Source organism: Saccharicrinis carchari, assembly GCF_900182605.1.
Taxonomy (GTDB): domain Bacteria; phylum Bacteroidota; class Bacteroidia; order Bacteroidales; family Marinilabiliaceae; genus Saccharicrinis; species Saccharicrinis carchari.
In genome coordinates this window covers 24837-49241 of record NZ_FXTB01000015.1, presented here as the reverse complement: position 1 = coordinate 49241, position 24405 = coordinate 24837, and the positions used below count along the sequence as shown (strand labels likewise).

Below are 24405 nucleotides of genomic sequence, written 5' to 3'. Positions count from 1 at the left end.
TACACCCGTTCGATGGTGCGCATTTTTCATCGGCACAACTTGGTAGCGGTACACAAGCGCGAATACGGGATAGGCAAATACACCACTGCAGAAGAGCACCTGTGCTCAACCCACCGGCACTACCAAAAGCGTAACCCTGAATACTATAAAGATAAAGCCGCAAACCTATCGAAAACGCTGGGTGAGCTGGTCAGGCTGCTGTTTGCCCGGGACAGGTATCCTGAACAACTGTACAAAAGCTGCGACGGCCTGCTCAAACTATTTAAATCCACGCCCCGGGAAACCTTTGACAAAGCGTGCCAAATGGCTATCGACCATCAGAATCTTACTTACGGTTTTGCCCTTAACGTTATCAAAAACAAGATGACCGAATATATCCAGAAGGAGCAACCTGATAAAGACTTGCCCCGGCACAACAACATCCGGGGAAAAGAATATTACGACAATCAATTATCACTTAAATTTTAATACGATGGAAAATATCGAAAACCAACTATCGCAATTACGCCTGTACGGTTTTAAAACAAGCTGGAACGCACTTCTGGAGACAAAAAGATGGAATGAGCTGTCGCTTGGCGAAGGCCTTGAGATATTGCTCCAGGCCGAGCTTCAGGACGGGGACAACCGCCGCTTTGACCGATTAAGGAAATCGGCAAAGTTTAGGTACCAATCCTCGTTGGAAGAGTTGAAATATGATGCTTCAAGGGGGCTGGACAAAGGGCTCGTGTCCAATCTAGCCACCGGCAATTACATCGCCAATGGCGAGTCTGTACTGGTTACCGGGGCTACCGGATGCGGCAAGAGTTTTATAGCGTCCGCCTTGGGGCACCACGCATGTGCCCAGGGGCACAAAGTAGCTTACTTCAATGTTCAAAAGCTGCTGCAACAAACAAAAATGGCACGTTTGGAGGGCACCATATACCAGCTCTTGAATAAAATATCGAAAGCTAACTTGCTTATCCTCGACGATTTTGGATTGACACACCTTGAAAAACAACACCAGATGGACCTGATGGAAATTATCGAGGACAGACATGCCAGGGCGGCTACTATTATCGCGAGCCAACTGCCTGTTGCCAGTTGGTTTGACATCATCGGCGAGGCCACTATTGCCGATGCGATTTTAGATCGTTTGGTGCACACATCGCACAGGATTGAACTCAAAGGAGAGAGTCTTAGAAAAAAAATGTAATTTTGTCATACTAACCATTTTCGGTTACCCAAATCCAGGGGGGTCAATATGGCCGTTGTGGGGGGTCAACATCACCGGAATTTCCACATATTGCCAGCTTGAGGAGCTAGGCGTTTATTTGATGGAAAAAAATGAGAATGACGCGATCAACATTCTTGATACTCATCAATGAGTATCAAGAATTCGGTTTGAATGTATATGACTTTTGTGCCAATTAGAGCTTTATTACTACTGGAAGAAAAACATAAAAGAAGCATCGCAGAATCAGCGCGATAGTTTTGCTCCGCTCGTTTTTGCTTCTATCTAAGCAATTGTTCACAAGTATCCAAACGTAAGCATTCGCTCTCGTACGTCGGCTCAGTGCTTTGGTAAGTATTAGACATTCCAGCATTGCAAAGAATTCATGGACAATTCTTGTTGTTCTAAGAATTCTTCCAGTTATGGGGCAAAAGGTGGGCTAAATCCAATGAGTAGTCATTGTTGTAAGCTGGAATTTTAGTCAGCACATCGGTTAGCCATCGTCCAAGCCTTGTTCGTTGGCCATAGTTTCCACTTGGTAGAGTTTACCTATTTGCGCTAAAGCATATTCAGCCCCGGACTCGTCTTCGGTAAGGCTTTCTTCAAATTTACGGCGTGCGTACGCCCAGCATCCCAATAGCAGGACGCCTTTCTTTTGTTCATAAATAGAATATGCTTCGTAACCATCGGTTTGGATAGCTCCTTGAAAACCTTGCAACAGTTTAACCATTACTTTTTGTGCCTATGAGCCTTTGTCGTAATGAAAGAAAACCATGTTTTTCATTACTTGAACGAATCATCCACAAATAAGCTTTTACTGTTTTATGTTTTTCGTTGTTGATTACTGGTTTCCAAAAACTACATCTTAGTTTTTAATGCATTTGTGTCTTAATCTATTTCAATATTATTTCGTAAAATACTCTATAGCTCTTTCCAAAACTTCATCTGTGCCGACTAAAATTTTTTTCAGATTGTAATCAATTGGAATATCAGGGTTAATACCTTTTCCAATAAAATCTTTCCCGTCAATTAGCAGCTCTTTTTGCGAACATACGCACCCTATGCCACCATGTGGTAAAGAAAATGAAATTGGTTGACCAGTGCTTCCCCCGGTAGCTTGTCCAATCACAACACCTCGCTTTAAGTGTTTGAAAATTAGCACGAAATCTTCCGCTGCCGAATATGTGTCTGGCCCAGTTAATACTATTACCTGCCCTGTATAGGTAGGAAACTTATAGGGCTTCCATTCTCGTGGCATGAAAGTGATTTTATTAGGAGTTATTCCTAAGCCTCTCTTAGATGGGATATAACATCTTCCTGCAGTTAAAGCTGCTTTAAATGTGTCACCAGTGAGATAGCCCAACAGCTCAAATCCATTACTGCTGTTTCCTCCTCCGTTTATACGCAGATCAATAATCAAATTTTCTGGATGCGGAGTTTCCTGGAAAATAGAATCGATAAATGGAATTAGTTTTTCGTCATAAAAGGTGTTGATGGTTAGTAGATTAGTCTTTTCATTTATTTTTTTATAGAAAAACCCTTTCGCATGGGGATAGTAGGGGTCGTTAGGCTTGCGAAAAAATATCTGTTCTGTCATTCGCCCGTCTGAATACTTTAATTTTAGCTTAATAGGTTTGTTAATTGACCCATAGGTGAAATAGTTAGAGTAAATCTTAGCAACGCTATCCTGGGGGGTACTAAAACTAATATATGGTGAGATATTCTTTTTTATATATTCATTGACAGGGTGATTATTAATTTCAGTAATTACAGTTCCTGGTTTTAATAAACAATAGTTTTCATTTGCACTCTGAAGCTGGATAATAACTACCTGATCCTCTACAAGACGACAACGTATTGGCAACCTTGCAGTCAGTGAATCTCTGAGAACATGAGGAACAAAAACCATGCTGTGACCATCTTTCAAATGTGAATAGAAATTCATCAACAATTTGTAATATTCAACTTCAGACTTTGCCTCCATTACTTTTGGAATGAATTCATAATAGAGGCTATCCCAGTTTAAGTTTGGCACAACATCGAAATTGGCAAAGTTCCATTTTGCCTCAGACCAAGCCTTGCTTAATCCGGCAATACGGTTTGTATAATTGAATTCGTTACTGAAGTAAAAGTTGTCGTATAACTTTTTGTAAATTTGCAGGTATCTTTCCTTGTTAAAAGACTCATTCAATAAATTTTCTGACTTTACCATTTGAGATTTGATTTGAGGATTTGGTGATTGCCCGAAAACTTGATTATTACAAATCTGGCATGTAATTATTATAGTCAGTGCAGTAAAAACAGTTCTCTTACTCATATCAGTTTATTTAATTTTAAAAGGTTAATGCCTAATAGACTTTGATTTTTACATTTTATCAGCAATTGTTTTTGTTCTTTTTATTTCAAATAACGGTTGAATCATCGGTACTTTTAAGGGTATTAGCTCATGTATTAACCATGCCCCACCAAATGTAGCCACAATCATTATTAGCATTTTCAAAGAATAAAGTATTTGGGTATCTTTTTTGATTTACTTGAGTTCATTTCTCGTTTCCCTTAATGACGCTTAACGTTGTTATATGATAGCAATTGAATATACTTCCATTATTGTCTCCTTTAGATTTTATGAACATATCATCCCAATTATGGAGGTTGAGGATTTAAATAATAATTTAGTTTTCCTAAATTTCCAATTTTGGTAATTCTCTGTGCTGAAGCTGCAATTCTATATAAGTTTCTATAAAACTCTCAGCACCATTTTTTATGGTTTTTGTAATTGCTTCTTTCCCTAATAATCTTTCAATATGGTAACTCATAAACATTCCACAAATTGCTCCATATTTCTCCCAATATTTCCCAACATTTGCACATTGTAAAATTTTCTTTTTATCCTCATTTCCTATCTGTTGAGAAGAAAAGCTGATAATGGCTTTGTTTAATTTTTCAAAATTTTCTTTCTGGTATTTTTCAAAATCAGAAAAGTTGGTAATTAAAACTTTCTTTATGTCAATATAATGGGCAATTCCTTCATTTTGTACCGTCCTGAATAATTGGTGTTTATAGTCGTTATCGGAAATTAAGGGGTAATTGGTAGATTCGTTTTTAAATTCATTGAAGGCAAAATGAAAAATTTCGTGTGACATTATATTTGTTAAGGTTTGGAATTGCTCTTCAGTTGTTTCACCATATAGTTTGGTAAATAAACTCAGGTTAAATACCAAGGCCGGGTTCCCTGTTTCAGCGACTTTATACTTACCATTAACTTTTTTCACATTTCTTACGTATGCGTCACCCCATTCCCAACCTGTAAGAACATAATAAACATTTGCATCGGTTTTGAGCTGAGTTCCTTTTGGAAAAAATTGAAGGGCCCGTTTAATTGCCAATGTGTCGAAATTTGTTGTCTGAATTTTCGATAATAAATTTGCTGTTCTTTTCCTTTCTTTAAATGCTATATTCAATCCATATTCACTTTCATATTCTTTTACGTTTTCTCTAAACAAAATCAAGTCTTCTTTAAAAAATAAAATTGCATTAGTATCTGGATTACTCAATAAGACATTACTTTCCATTATTTCTATTCCTGATAATGAATTTATATATTCAATTTCATCTTTTGGCATTTCGTTATCAAACCATTCTAAGATTTTGATTGAACTTTCAAAGTTCTGAACAAGTTTAATTTTTTGTGTGTTTTCTTCCTTTTCTGAATTAGAACAACTCAAAAAGAATACAGAAATCATAAGTGTTGATATAATTTTTTTCATAATTAACTTTTTTTAGTTTGCAGGTAATGGTTTTGTGTAAGGAAAGCTGCCGAAAAAGCAACAGACAACCTTCAATTTAACCAAAATTAGCATTTTTATTTACTTTTCATTTAAGTCAAAATTGTTATGTTAGCGCATCACTTCTCTTTCTACCTGCTCGAAATCAGGAAGATCTTTTATTTAGTCGGCCAATGATCTGAATTAAAAAAAGCCTTTTGTCATTCGCTTTTCCTTGTAATTTCTCTTCTCGACAGACTTAATTTCATTGCCTTTGTTAAGGTTGAATGAAAGATTAACCATAAATAGATTTTTTAGCATTCCAACATTTGTTGTTGATTGTTCTCTAAACGAGCTGTGTTCAAAATAGCTATTCATCGAATAATCCAACCCTGAAGAAACAGGTAGAAGATAAAGGAAAGTTACAGCCATTTTCTGTTGAAAGAATGGCTGTCTAACAATGCAACCTATATGGTCATTGTCATTGTTATAATATCCATAAGCTTGAATTTGCTTTGCATTCATTCTTTTCAATGTCATGGCATATATGGTTTTGTGCTTTGACGATAAGTACATAATATTAACGTTCATGGTATAGTCTGTTAGATCATTAGTATGATTGCCAAATTCCGTCTTATCTTTATAAAGAGAAGCTGTTAGATTAAAAGATATTTTTTTAGGTACAATGAATAGCTTGGCACTCATCTTTAGTCCATACGATTCATATTTATCTAAATTTGAATAGCTATATTTAAAATGGTCATCCTTTATGTCTCCTGTTTTGGAGATATAGTTATTCGTATAGATATAAAATGGTTCGATGCTTAGGCTGTTTTTTAAAAGCTTAAAATCCAATGAACTAACATATCTAGTAGAATAGTTGAGGTTTGGAATTCCAATCTCGCTGCTAAGTCTATCGATAGTAAGCTCATTGGGACTTACTTGTTTTGTATAAGGATACCGGCTATCCGAATTAATCTTTAATGTAACATTCAGGTTTCTATTACGCTTATAACATAGACTAAAGAACGGTTGTGGCGAATAGTTATAATTTGACTTATTGTTTGCCTTCAATATATTTTGCTCAACAGCAATTCCTATTTTAGTTTTAATCTTCCCTTCGGGGGTAAAACTAAAGTAAGTATAGATAAGATTCCTGATGTCTTTATTTACTTCTATATTAGGCTCTTGCATTAATGATAAATATTCATAATCATAGCTGCGATATGTATTTTTATAGCCCCCCTCCATAGTATATGTATCATTAAACAGGTGCTTAAAATTCAAATCTACTATAGAAGATGTTCGATTAGAAATTAGTTTTTGTTTCGTTTCAGTCCCGGTGTCTTCTATATAATTATTCAATAGTTCAGATTCGGTAAAATTGTAGCTATAATCTAATTCCAATTTGTTTTTTTCTGAAAATCTATTTCTATAAGTTAATTGGGAATAATATTCTTTATCAGATTGGTTTGTTGTTAATATTGAAGTAAACACCTCAGTACTCTCTAAAGAGCTCAAAGCATTATTATACGTTCTGGCTGTATTATTTTTTTCAATTGGTGATTGTATAATATTGGTTTCAAGGCTTATTGTTTGCTTAGGCGATATGAAAATATCTGCCCCTAAAAGATAAGTATGCAAGAAACCGTCACGCTTTGAATTTGGGCTGCTTGTAACTGGCTCTTTAACGAGCTTACTCTCCTCTAGAATCTTTATATTCTTTACAAACAAATTTGTATTTGCTTTCATGTTGGTATACGAACCGTATATGTTAACCTTTTTAAAGGTATAAGTTAAATCAACCGAAGCAAGGTTGCTGAATAAAAAATCATCGCCGTTTGACTTATCGAGTGAATAGATTCCTTTTTCTTCAAGGTGCAAATCATAACCCGTATAGTTTTTTTTCAGTATAATATTGATGACAGACGTATAGCCTTCACTGATATATCTGCCTGTAGGGTTTCTGGATATCTCAATTCTACTTATCCTATCGGGGGACAAATTCTTAATATACTTTTGTTCCTTTTTTGCACCATTTACCAATAGAAGTGCATTTTTCTGATTGTCAACTCGTATTGAATTATCTAAAGGGTCTATATCGACACCTCTTATTTTAGCCAATAAATCGCTTACGTTGCTAGTGCCTTCCTTGAACTGTTTGGTGATGTTTTGAATGCTTTTATCGAATTGTTCATTGTAACTTGAAGCAATAACATTAACTTCTTCAAGAGCATTATTATCAATTACCATATTAAAAGGTTTCAGGTGGATGTCTTGTTTATAAACATGAATAGTTTTTCCAATTGGTTTATATCCCAGACATCTAATGCTAATTTCATATTGGCCCGGAGCTACATTACAAACAAAGTCTCCTTTTGAATCACTTATCATTGATGTAACTATTGAATCATTTTTAGAGCACCCAATAGCTATAGTAGCAAACTCTATTGGCAATTTGGTAGATTTATCTTTTAATTTTCCATGTATGACAAACTGATGCTGTTCTGACATCATGTTAATTCCTGAAATTAGCAATAAACCCATAACGATTATCGTCTTTATACTAACTTTACCTGTTTCTGCCATTTTTCTCGCTTTTTTGCATTCATAAAACCTTGATCATTATTTTTGTAGAGATGCCATAGTCTCTATTGGTTATTATACAGTATCCAGCATTTGTATATTTTTGAATATAGGAATTACATCTTTTTTTACGCTTTCAGTCTGTCCATGTCCAATGGTTTCGTGGGACCTAATAATTGAGTTCACGTCTACATTTATATAAGGTTATGATGATGACAAATCCAAAAATTTTCTTCCTGACATTTTACTTTTTCGATATTCCCAACAGGTAACCAATCGTCCAAATTTCCATATTGAGACCTGTCAATTTTGAATTCTTCAATTTTTTCAAAATCCTTCATTGTTATTAAAACCAAATATCTTTTACCCGAAAATCTTCTTTTTAGCTCTGGGTTTAATAGTAATTCATCCTGATTTTGCTCAACAAGTTCAATGGATTGCTCCTCTGTTAACTTTTCCGAATTGAACACATTATCAACAATGGCCTTCTCTTTCACAAGTCCATCTCCTTTGTTTTCAATGAAAAACAAAACATCGTCTTTATTCACGCGACCATAAGGCAATTTCCGCCCCATGGCTCCACGAATAATCATCTTTTTCTTTCCATTTATTATATTCTCCAGCTCCTTGGCCTTTGAATCAAGATACACTACATTGTCCATGATATGATTTTATTAAAACTCAATTTTATAGCTAACAAAAGGCACTAAGCTTGTAAAAAAGTGGTTTTCAACGGTATTGTTTTTAAGGTTGTATCTTTTACCTTGATATTGCTGTCCTATTAAATTTCGCACTTGTAGTTTAAATACCGATGAAACATTTTGCCTGTTAATTCGATAATTTAATGTTAAATCGGTAATACTTTCCAGATTTGAAAAGCGGTCTGTAAATCCCTCTGTTTCATCATAAATAATATCTTCTGCCAATTGGGTTTTCATTTCATCCACAGGAAGGTACCAATAGGGTCCCATAAAAGTAAATTTCATATTCATGCCTAATAAATTTTTTTTCCTAATTTCCCATTCCTTTCCACCTAACACATTCAGCACATAAGCACCATCGTAGCGGGTATGCTGTTTAACATAGTCGCCACCGATATATTCTGATTTGTAAATTGATGCCGTTGTCATTAAATAATATCCGTCTTTCAGAAAACGCTCAAAGGTGAAGTCAACTCCTTTATTTATTCCTTTACCTTGATTTACCAGCGCTTTATTGAATGTCCAGTCGCTTAAGAAATTTATCATTGAGTAGGATGTACCGTCAACTACCGGAATCTTATTAAGGAATTGAAAATAAGGTTCTATTTTAAGGTGTGTATTATCAGTTATCGACCAATCATAAGCCAATATAAAGTGATGTGCCCTCATTCTGTTCAAGTTTTGGTTTGGGTAAGAAACCTGGCCAGTTTGCTCATCAGTTTTCGTAACAAAATAGACAAAAAGCGGTTCTGTTTGGCTGTGAAACCCGTGGCCCACCGAAAAGCTGTGCTTGGGAGCTGCCAGCCAAGTTGTGGATAATCGTGGTTCAATCCTCATTTCCTTATTCATTTCTAACCATGAGATATTTGCTCCAGCTATAATTGATGTTTTTGGACTCACATTATATTTCCCCTGAAAATGAGCATTGATTAGCCAACTATTTCCTTTCCCATCCATTAAGCTATTTAAAATATTAGTTTGATAATCCAGCGCATCACCCACCATCTCATAATTAAGCCGCTTGACGTTAAAACCTGTTTTAAAAGAAATCCTTGGAGTGGCTGCATGTGAAATTATTGAAGATAAAATGGCAGCCCTGTTTGTTATGTCCACATTGTATAATGGGAATAGTTGAGGAGGATTTGATTCTTGTAAACGCGACATTTTATGGTAAGTATGTTGGTTGGCATTAAATGCCAGGCTTGATTTAACAAACGCTTTTGGCGAAGTCCTTACGGAGTGTGTAATTCCTGCCGCTCCCATGTTATAATGGAAATTCATTTTAACACGGTTTTCGGGATAAATCCATTTCTTTCTATCGTCAAACCCCTTCATGGTACTTTTACTAAGACCGCCAATTCCCCACAATGCGAATGTTCCAGCATTCTTTGTCGGCAGATTTAATTTAAAAGATAAATCCTGGTAAATGGGTAATTCGTTAGTATTTTTTGTTTCGGGTAATAGGGGGAAAATTAAGGCCATGGTCGAATAGCGGTAATTAAAAAGATAAGAACCATCGTATCCGGTTTTAACAGGACCCTCTGCGGCAAATTCAACTCCTTGCACACCAACTTGAGCGGCATATTCCTTTTTGCTGTTATTTCCGTTTCGCAGTTTCATGTCGAAAACACCTGCGCTTGCATTTCCAAACTCCGCAGGAAATGCTCCGGTATAAAAATCAGAGTTTGCCAAAAGCTGACTGCTAAATATGGTAAGTCCACCCCCTCCGGTAACATTGGAACCCGAAAAATGACTGGGCACAGGAATATCAACACCTTCGAGTCTCCACAACAATCCTTTGGGAGAATTTCCGCGCACAACAATTGCATTCACATTTACACCTGCTGTTGTAACGCCTGCAAAATTACCTGCCATTCGTCCGGGGTCGTCAAGCGCACCTGCATAACGACTGGCTTCCTCCACCGAAAAAGTGCGGGCGCTAACACTTGCCATACTATTAACGGGGCGGTCTTTGCGCACAGTAGGTTTTACAACAACTTCATCCAATTTGGAAGGCACAATCTCCATTTTAATTTCCAATACCACTTCTTTTGCCGATGAAACCAATATTTCCGGGATAACTACAGGCTGATATCCGATAAAGCTTAATTGTATTGAATAACGACCAGTAGGGATGTTCTCGATAGAAAACTTCCCCTCTACGTCGGTGATTGTACTCTTTTGGTTTTCAACTAAAACAATATGCGCACCCGGAAGCTTTTCACGTGTTTCTGCATCCAAAACCTGTCCTCGAATGGTTTGCGTTGGGTTTTGTGCCTCGCAACAATAGCTTACACAACTCATCCATATTAATATTTGCAATGTTTTTTCCATTGTTCGTATTGCCTAATAATTTGTGGTATTATACTTTCGATTTGATATTAAATTGCTTTTTGGAGTAAGCCATCCAGGTAAACCTGATTGTCGAAAGCCTTTTTTTTCCACCCCGGCATTAATCGGTCGAGAATTACAGCCTGCAACATTCCTCCATAATAAAAACGGCTTTCGCCAGGGCGGTTCGCTGCCCTTTTTACTTCTGCTATTTGCCGACTAACATATTTCGATTGGGTTTTATAGTTTTTAAATCCTGATTTTTTTTTAAATTCATCAATTGGAAAATAATCCTGCTTTTCCTGTGCAAGTAAGCCAATTTCCAATTCGGCATATTTAGCAAGTCCTTCTATCCATTCCCTTTTTTGTTCATATTGAATCATCTCAACCGGAAGGTTTGCATTTATTCTGCGTTCCTTGCGTTTGTCAATGAACTGAGCAAGCAATTGTTTGGCAGTTTCCTTGCTGGTGGCAGTATAAGCTTCAAGTAACAGATTGGTTTCTTTCATCCACCCGGTAGCATTTACAGCATCATCCCATGGATAATCTGCAGAAAGACGGTTTGTATTTTCACACGCAGCAAACTTCTCATAAACTTCATTTCCCTGAAAAGCATGGAATGCCTCATGCGCCATTCCACCAATGTTAGTTTCTGGCTTTCCCATAAGAATGTGCCAAAAGATTTTATAGGGAAAAATTACATTCAACAAGGGTGGAAGTTCATTTTTAAACCCACTATAAAATTGAAGTGCTGCATATTCTTTCGTCTGCATGGTTGCCACCCAGTTGTCCCCCACTTTTACCGTAAAATTTTCAGGTGTAATGTCTGGATTTGGCAAAGCCTGACGATGGTAGGGTTTACCATTCAATTTGTCTGTTTTAACCATCTCCCAATCACTACCTCGGTGTTCTCCAGTCGGCATTTTGTACCATCCAGGTGTTGGATCGGAAATTCCGATTAAAAAAGCATATTTTTCATTGTAAACGATTACAGGAATGGGTAAATTGCCCCATCCCGGCCATACTTCGTTTCCCAAATTCCTATGCAAATTCAATGTTTCCGCTATGAAACCCTTTTCCTCGCAAGACAGATGCTCAACAACCTTTGATTTGTCGGGAAGACTCAGATTATACAAGGCTGAAATAACTGCCAGCGCAGTAATTGAGAAAAATCCCCATTTTATCACTTTAAGAATTAAGCGAAATATTTTTTTTATAGTTTTCATCCTTAATAATTTGTTTCTTATGGTCGTATAGAATTCCATGTTTACTATTTTCATTGGTGTTGGTGTTTCTTCGCAAACATGTTCGTTTCATAAGTGACTTTTTTAAATGATTTAATTTAAATTGTATTTAATGTCTTCAATCTGAAGCTTCAACCATGTCCAGTCGCCTTCATCCAGCTTCCAGGTAGCGGTCATTTTAACGGGAATTCCCACGCCATTTATAACTGCATGTTCCTTTACATCAATAACCCATTCGCAACGTAAAGCATCCGGTTCGTTGCCTTTGTAACGTAGCGTACTGTATTGAATAAAGTCACCTTTTTCGTTGAAGTGGAAAGTCCCCGAACCCTTTGTTCCTTTGTAGTCCATTGTTGCTTTTGCCCAGCGGGAATCTATTTCTTCCCATGTAATAAACGGGCTTAATGCAGCAGACGGAAACCACACAATTTCGCCCAGATAGCGTTGCAATGTGCCTTCGTCCATTTTCACTCCTTTTTCGTTTACAATATTTACGAGCGAAAATATTTTTATTTGCATTTCCCCTTTTCCGTCAACAAACTTATCGCGACCTGTTATTTTGATAAATGGCGACATGTTCAATTTCACTTTCCAAACAAATGCAGGTTTTTGTACAGTAATGTATTGTTCTGCTGTTGCACTGTTCCAGTTTTCCTGTCCGGGTTTCATTTTCATTTTGGCTTTTTGACTCAACCAAACAGAATGGATTTTTTCTTTGCCCACAACGCCCGAAACCTTTAACCATTTTGCAACAGGTGATGGCAGTCCAGCAAGTTGTTCTGTTGTAACTTTTGGAGTTTCAAAACCACCTGATTGTCCAATAAGCTGCGATATTTCATTCGATATTTTTTGATTGAAAACCACCTGAGATAAGGAAAATGCAGCTACAAGCAGAATGATTAGGTTGGGAATGCTTGCAAACTTTGCGTCTTTCCAAGCCAAGATGGTCAGAAATGTGGAAAGAATAATAGCAAGAAAAGCCAGGATGCTCCACCATTGGTGTTTCGTGAGAAAGGTAATACCAGAAACAACAAACAACACAAAGACCAATAGCCATATTAAACCGGCACCTTTTGAAATAGGAGCTGAAAGTTGTTGAATATTTACCAAGTTAAACGCTTTTATAAAACCTAGTAAATGTATTACCCCATGTAAGAATAGAAGTGTTGAAAATAGGTATTGCATCTTTTTCGAGTTTTATGGATTGATAAACATTTTATGAATATTTCTTTGACAAATCAGACTGAATGGTAACAGCATTTTTATTTAAATCGGTATCGAATACCACCTTTTACAAAACTTGAGCCCGGTGTCTCAAATGTTTTCTGATTGTAATAATCTTCATAAACCTGTGAGCCACGGTAAACATCGATATAGAACCCCAATTTTTGGCCATTTTCAAATTTCACTGGATAAGCAGAAATTCCGAACAATCCTCCACCCGACAAGCTATTGATTGAATAGTCGGGCAATGTTCCTGTACTGCTGATTGACACAAAATTTAATTGTCCTGTTAGTCCAAGTTTTAATTGTAATTCAGCAGTTGGACATACTTTTCTTAATACGCTAAAATTGTACGTAAAAGGTATCATCAATTGACTTACGTTTAACTCCCGAACACCCACATACATATTTTCCTGATGGGCAAAACTGAATGTTTGGACGTTAAACATATAATCCAAGCCGCTTTCAATTTCGCCGTATTTGAGCGGTTTATTCACATGCACACCTGCATTTACCCCCAACTGTGTAGCTCCCGAATAAGCATCTACAAGGTTTTCATCTGGAGGATTTGATAAAACAGTTAAATTGGTATTTTCAGTTATGCCCCCTTTGTTTATTCCTGCCTGAAAGGAATATTTTAGAGTACGCTGACTTTTTTCGGTGACTGCGCAGGAACTTAATACGACTCCTACCATAATTATTAGAACAACTTTTCTCATTTTGTATGATGCTTAGATTTTGAAAAGATTAAAAATCGCCTGATAAACATCTTTTTATCATTTATACCAATAGATGGTCCTATGTTGTATTGTTTATTGTTAAAATTCAATTTTATAGCTGATGTTAGGAATTACAAGATCATCATACTGCGTATCGAGCGTATTGGTTTTTATATTATAAAAATCCCGAGCGTATTCTTTGGCACCGTTGAGATTTAATACTTGAAGAGACCATACCGATGAATATTTGGTCCTGTTTTTCCGATACGAAAGGGTTAACGAAACCACTGGTAAATCGTCATGTTTTTTACTAAATGCCACATTTCGGCCGGTTTCACCATACACCACGTCCCGTTGTTGCATCGATGCTTCCATATCAATAGGTTCTATACGGTTGCCACCCAGGTAATTCGCCCTTATATTAGCACTGAGAATATTGTTTTGTCGAATTTGCCACTCTTTACCGAACAAGAGGTTGAAAACATAATTTCGATTAAAACGGGTATTTCTTTCAATATCATCAGCTCCTGTATATTTTGAATCGAAGACTGAAGCTGTTAGCATGTAGTAATATCCATGGCTCAAGAACTTTTCAAGTGTAAGATCAATACCAAGATTTCGCCCTTTCCCTTCGCTTACAAGCGCATCGTTAAAGAATAGATTGTTGCTATTGTTCAACGTTGAGACATACCCTGTTTGAGCCAGCGGAACATGTTTTAGTTGCTGATAATAGGGCTCGATGTTTAAATGCAGATCATCGGTAATTTTTGTATGATATGAAAGTACATAATGCGATGATTTTGTAAAATCGAGGTTCTTATTGGGCGAGCTTCCGTTAACCGAAGCAAAATAAACTGATAACTGTTCCATTCTACTGTGAATGCCATAAGCAAAGCCAAGGTTGTGTTTCGGATTAATGCGGTATTTTACCCCAACACGAGGCTCGACGGAAAATCCCTTATTCAATAACAAATATTGCGAATTGATACCGGCATTTAGCACTAGGTCGGGCATTACATTAATTTTCGACTGCGAAAACACTTGAATAAATCCGGTATGGCCCGTTTGATTTGCAATTTGGACAGGCATTTCTCCTTCAGCCGGAGATTCCTCCACATCAAGACCATAAAAGTGATGCGCATAACGAAGCCCGGATTTATTACTGTGATTTTCATTAAAACGTTTGGTGATTTCACTTTGCAGGGTGATACAGCTGGTATTGTTTTCCGCTTTCGATTGCGGATGTGCTTCCTGGTCGTAATTCAATCGTTCTTCTGAAAAATCTAATCCACCTCCTGTAAAGGCGGCCGAAGTTTTCAAAAATGTATTACCGGGTAAACTTATCTTATGCGACAGGGCTGTTGCATACATATACATGGCAGTCTTTGAGTTATCGCGGTCGAAATCAGACTCCCAGCTTGTGCTATCAATAGCTTCATTGATTATGCCGTCAAGGATGCCAATTCCCCAAAGGGTAAATGTTCCATGCTTTTTTGTGGGGAAATTGGTTTTGAACGAAAGATCCTGATATTTCAACACACCGGCATCACTGGGAAGAAGTGGGGCAAGCAGCGCCATCGTTGAATTACGGTAATTCACAATATAGGAAGCATCGGAGTTTTTTGCCATAGGCCCTTGTGCCATTGCCCCAACACCTAAAATTCCGGCTTCGAATGCATATTGTTTTTTGTTGCGATTCCCTTCACGTAATTTTATATCGAACACACCCGAAGAAGCATTTCCATATTCAGCAGGAAAAGCTCCCGTGAAAAAGTCGCTATTACCCATCACTTGATTACTGATGGCCGACATTAAGCCACCACCGGCTATGGTAAGGTTGGCAAAGTGGTTTGGATTAGGTACTTCAACACCTTCGATACGCCACAAGAGCCCGTCGGGATTATTGCCGCGTATAGAAATTCCATTGTCGCTGATGGACGGATTGGATACCCCGGCAAACGATGATGCCAAGCGTGCAGGATCGTCCATTCCTCCGGCATAACGCTGGGTTTCTTCTACAGTAAACTGACGGCTGCTTACGGTGGCCATGCTGTTTAAGGCTGTTGATTTATTCACGCGAACTACTACTTCATCAAGTCCGGTACTGCTTTGGTTCATTCCAATATTCAAATTAATAATTTGACCCGAACCAACCATTATCTCTTTAATTTCATAGGTGTCGTACCCAATCATTGAAATAGATATGGCTTGGCGCCCCACTGTTATATTTTCTAGAACAAAATTTCCTTCTGTATCGGTAACCGTTCCAATGAGTGGATCACTACTTTTTGCAACAATGGTGGCAAAGGGTAACGACTCATTAGTCATATCGTCAAATACTTTCCCGCTAATGGTTTGTGTGATTTCCTGAGCCGGTATACCTATTGAAGTTCCTAACAGAAAAACACCAAGAATGAAAACCCTAAAGCCGGATTTGATACTCTTAAGAGCTGAAATAGTGTTGACTTTTCTGTTTGTTGATTTTGACTCTTTTGAGAAAAAGAATGGTTTGTCATTGGTAATAATATAGTATGCAAATAGCGATAACAAACCCGTTTGGATGACTTTACTCATCGGATGCGTAGCAAAAATCTCATTAAAAATTCCGGCGGAAATATGAAAGACGATGACCAGTAAAATATTTCTGTTCGTTTTGTAATACAACCAGTTCATAATTAAAACAAAGGGAATCAAACTTACTACAAAATTGATGGAATAGAGTGTGCCCGATTCTACTAGGTTACTATGGTAGTAGTCTTTAATAAACGATAAGGGGAAATGCCAGAATGCCCAATAAATGGCAAATATCAGCGAGGCATTAAACAAGTTAAAACGCGAAACCAGACTGTCGGTCCCGTAAGAGTGCCATGCCAACTCCTCAAGCATGGGGGATATAATCAACAAAAACCAAACAGGAAACAGGGCAGAGGTAAAGGTAAATGAACCTCTAAGTTCAAACTGACAGACAGGGTATCCAAAAAACAAGGATATAGCCTGAGCTGCCAGAATGCTAAGCAGCATCAGAAAAAAAGTCAACAGAATATATTCACGTTTTATACTTCTGAAATTGAAAAAACGACCTAAGAAATCTTTTCTGAGTTCTTTGTCGGGTAGCATAAAATAAAGTGCAATGATTACCGGGGCAAGTAAACCTGCAAAAATGATTATTCCTGTTACCCATTCTAAGGTTGAAGAATAGGGCGTTTTATGACTTAAATAAGCACCAATAAACCACAAGAACCATGGGATTACCAAGGATAAAAGATAAAAAGAAAACGGGCTTTTGTATTTCTTGATAATTTGATTTTCTTGCTCTACCGTACTCATAGTTTTTAATGGATTGTTTAGAGCAAAGTAAAACCAAATGCTAAAGGCAATCGCCCAAACTTATAAGTATAGACTAAAAAGGTGTCCAAACATATAAGTTTGTACGCATATGCGTCAGCATAACAGTACTTTAGTTCTTTCCTTAGGACTGTATGATTATTGAATCTTTTTTAGCTTCAACATAAAGTTTAGTTGTAAATTCATAGATATTCAGTTCATTTTGATGTTTTTTCTTCTAAATTCAAAAATATTTTCGAGTTGCATTTCCGTAATGAAATAATCCCTTTCAAATGTTAGTATCTTACTCTTCATGAAACAGACCTCTGTTTCAATAATACACAAGAAATTATCATTATAGGCTCTCATAATTTCAGCTGACTTTTATCTTGCGGCAAATTCATCAAATGAAAAATATCGAACACCAAACTCATGAACGATAGAACACTTAAGAATATTTCTTGAATACATTGAGCTAAAAACATTTTTTTAAGATCCAATACTGCTTGCAGTTGTACTACTTTCAGGGCATATATATGTAATAAACTTATCGAATGGTTACTCACAAAATCCTTGATACTATCCCATTGCTGAAGTATTGATGAAACTTTATAATGAGTGACGGGTAATCTTTCATTTTCAAATTATATATGGGCTGATAAGGATCCCATATGGATAATATATATTCCGACCATACTCTTAGTGTTTCAAGAACATCTTTCATGTTATCACCAATGTCTTCAAATACAATCTTAATGTAAACAGGGTTATACCATAATTCTAAATATTTAGTTTGATCCGGCCAGATTGATTTTAACTTTTTAATGGATCCAGTCTTTACAAAACCTATACAGCCTTCCATAGCTCTCTGAAAATATTATGTATTTTTCGGCTTTATATAACCGAGAAGTTGATATATAAAAGTAAATAAAAGTTTTCCGGAAACTGGCGCTTTAAATTTTTTATCATCGTCAACTTCTGATAGTTTATTGCGCCATGATAAGTATTCCGGGTTGGGATTATCTCCAAGAAAACCTAATTGTTTTAACTCTATTAACGTTGTGATGCATAATAATTAGATTCCACAATTATTTCGTAATGACGTCTTTTTTGTCTTTTCAGTATCGCTACAGCTTAAAATACTGAATGCAATTAATACGTAAATTAATTTGTTTAGCATTTTATCTATTATTTAAGTTTGATTTTTTTTATACGAATAAAAGTCAAATAGCAAAATTAATCGCTTAATATAGGTTTAAACTCATAGGAGGGCTACCTATAAGTCTGTACTCCTATTTTTTTTATTATAAAATTGATCTTTATTCTAAAGAGAAGAGGCGCAATTTTATCTTTCAAATTGCCCTGATTGACAATTTGTAGATTCAACCCAAGGATATGAATAAGTGGTTATTTTATTTTTTATAATTACTTTTGTTTCGAAACAAAATAAATAACGACTCATTAGTAAGAATAATACTCGGTATGATTTTAAGGTGGCTTCTTATGTTTATTTTATTATTTCCTTGTTTAAGAAATTTTTCACAGACTTTAGAAAGAAGAGCATTTTTAGGGGTTGTGATGAAGGAAATTCCTGATTCTATCAAAGCAAAAAATCCGATTATTAATGGAGTATATGTTAACTATATTTTCCCTAATTCTACTGCTAATCATACCAAATTGTGTAAAGGGGCGATTTTAAATAAGATTAACGATGTGCCTATAAGAACAAAGGCGGATGCCATCAAAACCATGAATAATATTAGGGAAGGTGATTTCTTAATAATTAACTATACTTTTAATGGTTTAGAAAAGGCTGAAACAATAATAGCGGTTGGCAAGCCATTTGAAATATCTGAATCTGCTGATGTTTACTATGACTTTGTTGATTTTCAGGGCTGTAAATTGAGAACTATTTTGCATAAACCAAAAGGAAAAGTAAATTGCCCTGTTGTATTCTTTATTCAAGGGTACTCTTGTTTGAGTGTAGAACAACCATTTTATAAGAATAGTCCATACTTAAAATTTTATGAGGATTTGGTGAATTCGGGTTACGCTGTGTACAGATTGGAAAAAGCAGGCGTTGGAGACAGTGAAAGTTCTTTTGATTGCATGCAAATGGGATTTCATTCAGAATGCTCAACATTTAAACAGGCATATCAATCCTTGATTAAAAACCCAAAAATAGATAGTACTAATATTTTTCTTTTTGGTCATTCTGTGGGAGGCATTATTGCCCCAATACTTGCAGAAGAATATTCTCCAAGAGGGATAATAGCGTATGGTACAGTTGTTAAATCTTGGTTTGAATACCTAATTGATGTAAAATGGGAACAAGGTTATATTTGGAAAAAATCAGCAGTTCAAATATCTAAAAATCTGAGAGGTTTTATTCCATTTTGGTATGATTTATTAATTCAGAAGGAAAATAGTCAGGAAATATTGAAAAACATGAAGCATAAAAGTTTTCTTACAGAACATGGTCTTTTGGAGGATTTTAAAAATGAACGCTATCTGAATCGGTCTTTAGTTTACTGGCAGGAACTAAACGAAATAAATGTTTGTGAGAAATGGGCTTATATTACAACTCACGTACTATGTTTGCATGGTGAGTTTGATATCCAAGCCCTTAATACAGAATGGGCGCATATGATAAGAGATATTGTTTCTACTAATTCCCCAAACAAAGCCGATATATATATTGTATCGAATACAGATCATGACTTTGTTTACTTTGAAAATATGGATAAAAATACTAAGATTTTGGATTCGAATGAATATCATAATTATTCCATGAAAAATTATAGTACTGTTGTTGCAGAAAATGCAATCAATTGGATGGATGCTACAAGAAAGAATTAGACTGTTAAATTTACCTGACTGGAGTCTAATTAGGGCATGCTGTTTAAGTTAATTGCATTTTACAATTCTCTGGCGAACATTTTAATATGATTCTCAAAGTTTCTTTCATCATTCCCGCCATCCACTGTGCTGAAAAAGTTGGGGCAAGTGATACCTCCCCAGCCAGTTTGACCAGGTTCAGTATCAGTATTATTGTGGCTATCCAGGATTCGCTGGTATTTGGGAGCCTTGCTCTTATCCTGTTCACTCCGTAAGCTGTTTTGGCTTGTCCACTTGTCTTCGATGGGATTCCTTTCGCCCAGTCTTACGTGTTCCACACCCACCGCCTTTGCCCTTCCCAGCGGTTTAGCCTGGAGCCCTATGCCGAGTTCCTTGAGCTTTTTACGGTTCGCTCGTGTACAGTATATTTTATCGGCCAATACTTCCCGGGGATAAAACCCAAACCTTTGTTTGTATTTGCTACCGAGCCCAGCAGGTACTGCATATGCATGTTCTCCTGTATCTGAAGTACAGCTTCCCGATCGTTCAGATCGCACATGTGTTCTATGATAAAGGCACCCACCATAACACGCGGGTTGATGCCGCCCGTACCGGTTTTGCCGTTGCCCATTTGCTTTTGATATATGCTCACCAAAGGATCGCATGGGATTTTATGAGCCAAAATAACCCATCGGTTGCCCGATCTGAGTGAACGTGACTTTTTCAAGCACATGGTCTTCCATCTTAAGCAACGTGGAAAGACTTATTTTCGAACTTCTGTATTTCTTAAGGTAACTCTTGACCGTGTTCTTGCTGATGTTCAAATTACGGCCTATGGTCTTGTTTCCGTGCCCTTGGTTGTGCTGTTGTAGTATTTGCTCTTGGCTCATTCTTTTAGGTTTTCCTGCCATAATCAGCAAACTCTAATTAATGTCAAGATTAAATAAAATACTCAATACTTAAGTATTCGTTTTGAATAAGATTTGGATCAAAAAATGAGGTCTACCTTACTGGTCAGACCAAGAATAACGAATCAAGCAAATAAATCAACTTCGATATTTTCCTACAACTGTTTTGACAAGTATTGGGAAGGCGTTAATCCTTTTAGCTTTTTGAAAATATTGTTGAAAGATGATTTGGAATTAAATCCTGAATCAAGTGCTAAAGCGAGTAAGCTAAATTTTTTGTTTTTGTTGGCTTTATGTATAAATTCTTCAACGCGATAGTTATTTATAAAATCATGAAAATTAACCTGTGCTTCCTGATTGATTATCTGCGAAAGCTGATTTGGCGAAATTTCCAGTAGTTGAGCTAATCCAGACAAACTGAGTTTGGGGTCAAGATAAGGCTTTTCTTCAACCAAAATGTTTAGCAATTTTTTATACAACTTAGTTGCATTATCCTTTCCGATACCAGAATTCTTATATTTTTCGATCAGTTCAGGTTTTTCTTCACTTAAATTTTTGGGTATTGGATTGTTTGTGAAAATATTTTCTTGCTTAATGCCAAAATATCCGATATAAAATACAAATCCGATGATGATCAGATAAATAATATAATCGGCATTAAATGAAAACTGAACTCCAAACGCATCGCGTGATACAATAATTACTGTTGCAGACAAAAAGACTAGTCCGATACTCAGAATACAATTATGCAACCATTTAATGCTAATTCCTTCATTATAAGAAAAATATTTGTTTATTTTATGTTGGTGCCGGATAGTAAGTCGATATGTAAGAACAGAGTAGCTTATGCCTGAAATTAGAATTACGACCAGCAAAATCAATGCAAAAACGCTGAAATCTGCTATTTCTCCTCTATCCAACATCTTTTTTTCTTTTGCGGTATAAAAGAAAAAAAAGTTAGACATGTATAAATATGCTACCAGCACCGGAGTAAAATGCAGATAATCTATCGTCCGCACTTTCCGGTCGTTACGCAAGGAATAGAGCGTGTATAAAAATAATAAGGGGCCGTGAAGTAAGGGAAACGGAGCAGTGGTTCCAATAAGGTGTGGATAAATCTCCCAGTATCCTATCTGATTATAATAATAACCCAACAGATGAATACCGATAACGGTAAGCCAAATAGCCAAAATTTTATCTGTTAATGCCTTTTGCTTTTTTGTCAATAACAAAAAGGCAATAAAGAATGACAAAAATATTCCACTGATAAAGATTACTTCCATTATTATTTGCCGAATTATAAGGTGTTAATTCTGGATTAATAGATGCCTATTTCATAACATGAACGCTAAAGGTAAGCAAATCATTTTATATATATATTTATTGTAGGTTTTGTTTATATTCCCTTGAGTTTGGAACCCTGTAACTCTTTCATACCCTTTTCTTCTTCCCATTCTGCTCCTTCACCCAGGCAATATACCTGTAAAAAGTAGCCCTGCTCACTTTAACAATTTTCAGTATCTCCGATATCGTTCTGGATTTATCCTCCCATAACTGATAACATGCAAAAGCCGTTCTTTTGGCTTCCGGGGATAATCCCTTTTTACGGCCACCTATGCGGCCACGTTCTCGGGCGGCCTGCAGACCAGCCATGGTGCGTTCCCGGATTAGTTCGCGTTCAAATTCGGCAAAGTTGGCGAAGATGTTAAAGGTTAATCGGCCCTGGACAGTGGTGGTGTCGATGCTGTCGTTGAGACTGACGAACTCGATTCCTTTTTCCCGGAAACCGGTGACCAAGTCAATCAGATGTTTGAGGGAGCGGCCAAGCCAGTCCAGTTTCCAAACTACTACAATATCACCCTGGTGGAGATGGGCGAGCATGTTTTGTAATTCCGGACGTTCCTTTACGGCACTTTGGGTTTCTTTGTATATTTTACGTAACCAGAAGTTTAAGGGAGTAGGTGGTCAAATTTAATATTAGCAAATACATGATTTAATTCCTAAACCACAACATTTTTATAAAGGCCAAGTCTAAACTACTGGCACAATTTGAACCGAAATGACCTGCCTGCCACAGGCAGGAAGTTACTTACTGGCAAGATGGCGAAGCCAGTTAATAAGCTATAAGTGCACCAATGGCGGCTTTGGACCGGGAAGAAGGACTATAAATGAATATTTTAGGAGGGTTTTGGGAGACTTAAGTTTGTCATTATTTTTTCAGTTTCTGAAATAATTACTTCTCACTTACCTTCAATTTTTAGTCTTTCGGATACAATCTTATTGTAATTTTTATGCTCCATATAAGGTGTACTAAAATGGATTTTTAAACAATCAAAAAATATAACATATTGACTAGCCCTAATCGCTGTATAGTAAGGGGCTTCATTATTTATATTAATATGAGCTTTCTTTGCAAGACGGTAGCATTCTTTTTTTTTATCGTACCAAAACCCCCAACTATTATTAAAATTCATATTTATATTATCAGGATAGCCTGACGAAAGATTCAGTTCCTCATTTAGTAAAATAAAATATATATCTAAGTCTTCTAATTCAAGCAATAGTCTTTTTTTACCATAGCAGAACGTAATATTGGCGTTTGATAAATTAAATTTATTGTATCGCTTTTTACTAAGTATTTCACAAGGTATATATTCAGTAATTAATAAATGTTTCTCTTTTAAAAAGGAGATATAATCATAACGTGCTTCATTTATTGTGAGCATATATTGTGCGTTTGGTGAGACTAAAATTAGGACTTAGAATTCGATTGTGCTTAGTTTTTTCTATTCACAAATTTCATGCTTATAATACTATCAATCGGTATTACTTCAGTTTCTTCTTTCTCTGAAGTGTAAATAAAAACAAAACGATTAGTCTTTCCAATGAAATATTTAGACTTACTTGAAACAATTATTCCAATATCTTGAATATTTAATTCTACATTTAAATAGTAATTCTTCTTTTTTACTTTATAGGCTTCATTTAACCCGGAAAATGAAGCAAACGCAATTAAATTGAAAGATGCAATTAGAAAAAATAGTGACAATTGACTTAATTCAATCTTATTAATTAAAAGTAAAATTTCAGTTTCAATAATTATTAATGGATTCAAATACATTGCAATTAATATAAGCAAAGTCCACAACACATATTCATAAAAGTAGATTTTAGAAGACCATTTATAGATAAGAAAAAGAATTATTATAAATATAACAACCGATATCAACTTGCTGATATTGAAAAAACCAATCTGATGTAGACGATTCCAAAAATTCAAATCTGTATATGCACTAATTTGATTTAGTATACCATCATAAAAAAAAGTAATAATTAAAACGTTAAGGCCAGTAAAGCAAAAAAAATACAATAAATTATCAAAGAAAATAGTTGTTATTTCTCCGGGTGCAATAAAGGATAAAATAGATATATTAAATTTCTTGTAATATAGATATAGTCTAAGTAAACCTGCAATTAGAATAATAATTCCGACTATTGAATAGGCCTCTAATTTATAATCCATTATTTATCTCTATTTAAGCGATGTTATTGATAC

Annotated in this window: 19 protein-coding genes and 2 pseudogenes; 3 read left to right on the top strand and 18 right to left on the bottom strand. The window is 36.0% G+C overall.

Going from position 1 to position 24405, the window contains the following annotated elements:
• A pseudogene (locus FN809_RS17815) lies at positions 1-468 on the top strand (hypothetical protein); the annotation flags it as partial.
• A gap of 4 nt (positions 469-472) precedes the next feature.
• The gene (istB, locus tag FN809_RS17150) at positions 473-1192 is read left to right on the top strand and encodes an IS21-like element helper ATPase IstB (protein WP_142534775.1); all 720 of its coding nucleotides are present in this window, start codon (positions 473-475) and stop codon (positions 1190-1192) included.
• A gap of 523 nt (positions 1193-1715) precedes the next feature.
• Here istB and FN809_RS17145 read toward each other — a convergent pair.
• From FN809_RS17145 to FN809_RS17100, 11 genes and pseudogenes are all read right to left on the bottom strand, one after another.
• Positions 1716-2058: pseudogene (locus tag FN809_RS17145) on the bottom strand (IS66 family transposase); the annotation flags it as partial.
• A gap of 56 nt (positions 2059-2114) precedes the next feature.
• Positions 2115-3527, bottom strand: coding sequence for a S41 family peptidase (locus FN809_RS17140; RefSeq protein WP_142534773.1), 1413 nt, complete (start codon positions 3525-3527; stop codon positions 2115-2117).
• 364 nt (positions 3528-3891) lie between these two features.
• Positions 3892-4977 (bottom strand): DUF5700 domain-containing putative Zn-dependent protease, encoded by a 1086-nt coding sequence (locus FN809_RS17135; protein ID WP_142534771.1) that lies wholly within the window; start codon positions 4975-4977, stop codon positions 3892-3894.
• 201 nt (positions 4978-5178) lie between these two features.
• Positions 5179-7563 carry a TonB-dependent receptor gene (locus FN809_RS17130; protein ID WP_142534769.1) on the bottom strand — a complete coding sequence of 795 codons (2385 nt, stop codon included), beginning with the start codon at positions 7561-7563 and terminating at the stop codon, positions 5179-5181.
• A 191-nt stretch (positions 7564-7754) separates the two neighbouring features.
• On the bottom strand, positions 7755-8222 hold the full coding sequence (locus FN809_RS17125; RefSeq protein ID WP_142534767.1) for a hypothetical protein: 468 nt from the start codon (positions 8220-8222) through the stop codon (positions 7755-7757).
• A 12-nt stretch (positions 8223-8234) separates the two neighbouring features.
• A complete protein-coding gene (locus tag FN809_RS17120; RefSeq protein ID WP_142534765.1) occupies positions 8235-10595 on the bottom strand; it encodes a TonB-dependent receptor in 2361 nt (786 codons plus the stop codon).
• 47 nt (positions 10596-10642) lie between these two features.
• Entirely contained in the window at positions 10643-11818 is a 1176-nt protein-coding gene (locus FN809_RS17115; protein WP_142534763.1) for a hypothetical protein, read from the bottom strand.
• The gene (locus FN809_RS18115) at positions 11781-11909 is read right to left on the bottom strand and encodes a hypothetical protein (RefSeq protein WP_262709435.1); all 129 of its coding nucleotides are present in this window, start codon (positions 11907-11909) and stop codon (positions 11781-11783) included. Before FN809_RS18115 ends, FN809_RS17115 begins: the two co-directional genes overlap by 38 nt.
• Positions 11910-11929: 20 nt before the next feature.
• A complete protein-coding gene (locus FN809_RS17110; protein ID WP_185957615.1) occupies positions 11930-13021 on the bottom strand; it encodes a DUF6920 family protein in 1092 nt (363 codons plus the stop codon).
• A gap of 77 nt (positions 13022-13098) precedes the next feature.
• On the bottom strand, positions 13099-13779 hold the full coding sequence (locus FN809_RS17105) for a hypothetical protein (RefSeq protein WP_142534760.1): 681 nt from the start codon (positions 13777-13779) through the stop codon (positions 13099-13101).
• Positions 13780-13878: 99 nt separating this feature from the next.
• Positions 13879-17106, bottom strand: a complete 3228-nt coding sequence (locus tag FN809_RS17100) for a carboxypeptidase-like regulatory domain-containing protein (protein WP_142534759.1) — start codon at positions 17104-17106, stop codon at positions 13879-13881.
• Between the two features lie 1500 nt (positions 17107-18606).
• Here FN809_RS17100 and FN809_RS17095 point away from each other — a divergent pair.
• Positions 18607-19962 carry a serine aminopeptidase domain-containing protein gene (locus FN809_RS17095; protein ID WP_185957614.1) on the top strand — a complete coding sequence of 452 codons (1356 nt, stop codon included), beginning with the start codon at positions 18607-18609 and terminating at the stop codon, positions 19960-19962.
• 59 nt (positions 19963-20021) lie between these two features.
• Here the strand turns inward: FN809_RS17095 and FN809_RS17915 are convergent, their stop codons facing one another.
• From FN809_RS17915 to FN809_RS17060, 7 genes are all read right to left on the bottom strand, one after another.
• On the bottom strand, positions 20022-20279 hold the full coding sequence (locus FN809_RS17915) for a hypothetical protein (protein ID WP_221929464.1): 258 nt from the start codon (positions 20277-20279) through the stop codon (positions 20022-20024).
• 41 nt (positions 20280-20320) lie between these two features.
• A complete protein-coding gene (locus FN809_RS17085) occupies positions 20321-20674 on the bottom strand; it encodes a transposase (protein ID WP_142534757.1) in 354 nt (117 codons plus the stop codon).
• Positions 20613-20831: a LuxR C-terminal-related transcriptional regulator gene (locus FN809_RS18245; protein WP_185957612.1), complete on the bottom strand. Its 219-nt coding sequence runs from the start codon at positions 20829-20831 to the stop codon at positions 20613-20615. The genes FN809_RS17085 and FN809_RS18245 overlap by 62 nt, the downstream gene beginning before the upstream one ends.
• Positions 20832-21004: 173 nt before the next feature.
• Positions 21005-21814, bottom strand: a complete 810-nt coding sequence (locus FN809_RS17075) for a helix-turn-helix domain-containing protein (RefSeq protein WP_185957611.1) — start codon at positions 21812-21814, stop codon at positions 21005-21007.
• Between the two features lie 466 nt (positions 21815-22280).
• On the bottom strand, positions 22281-22781 hold the full coding sequence (locus FN809_RS17070; protein WP_262709436.1) for a recombinase family protein: 501 nt from the start codon (positions 22779-22781) through the stop codon (positions 22281-22283).
• Between the two features lie 308 nt (positions 22782-23089).
• Entirely contained in the window at positions 23090-23575 is a 486-nt protein-coding gene (locus tag FN809_RS17065) for a hypothetical protein (protein ID WP_142534752.1), read from the bottom strand.
• Positions 23576-23625: 50 nt separating this feature from the next.
• Positions 23626-24372, bottom strand: a complete 747-nt coding sequence (locus FN809_RS17060; RefSeq protein ID WP_142534751.1) for a hypothetical protein — start codon at positions 24370-24372, stop codon at positions 23626-23628.
• Between the last annotated feature and the right edge of the window lie 33 nt (positions 24373-24405).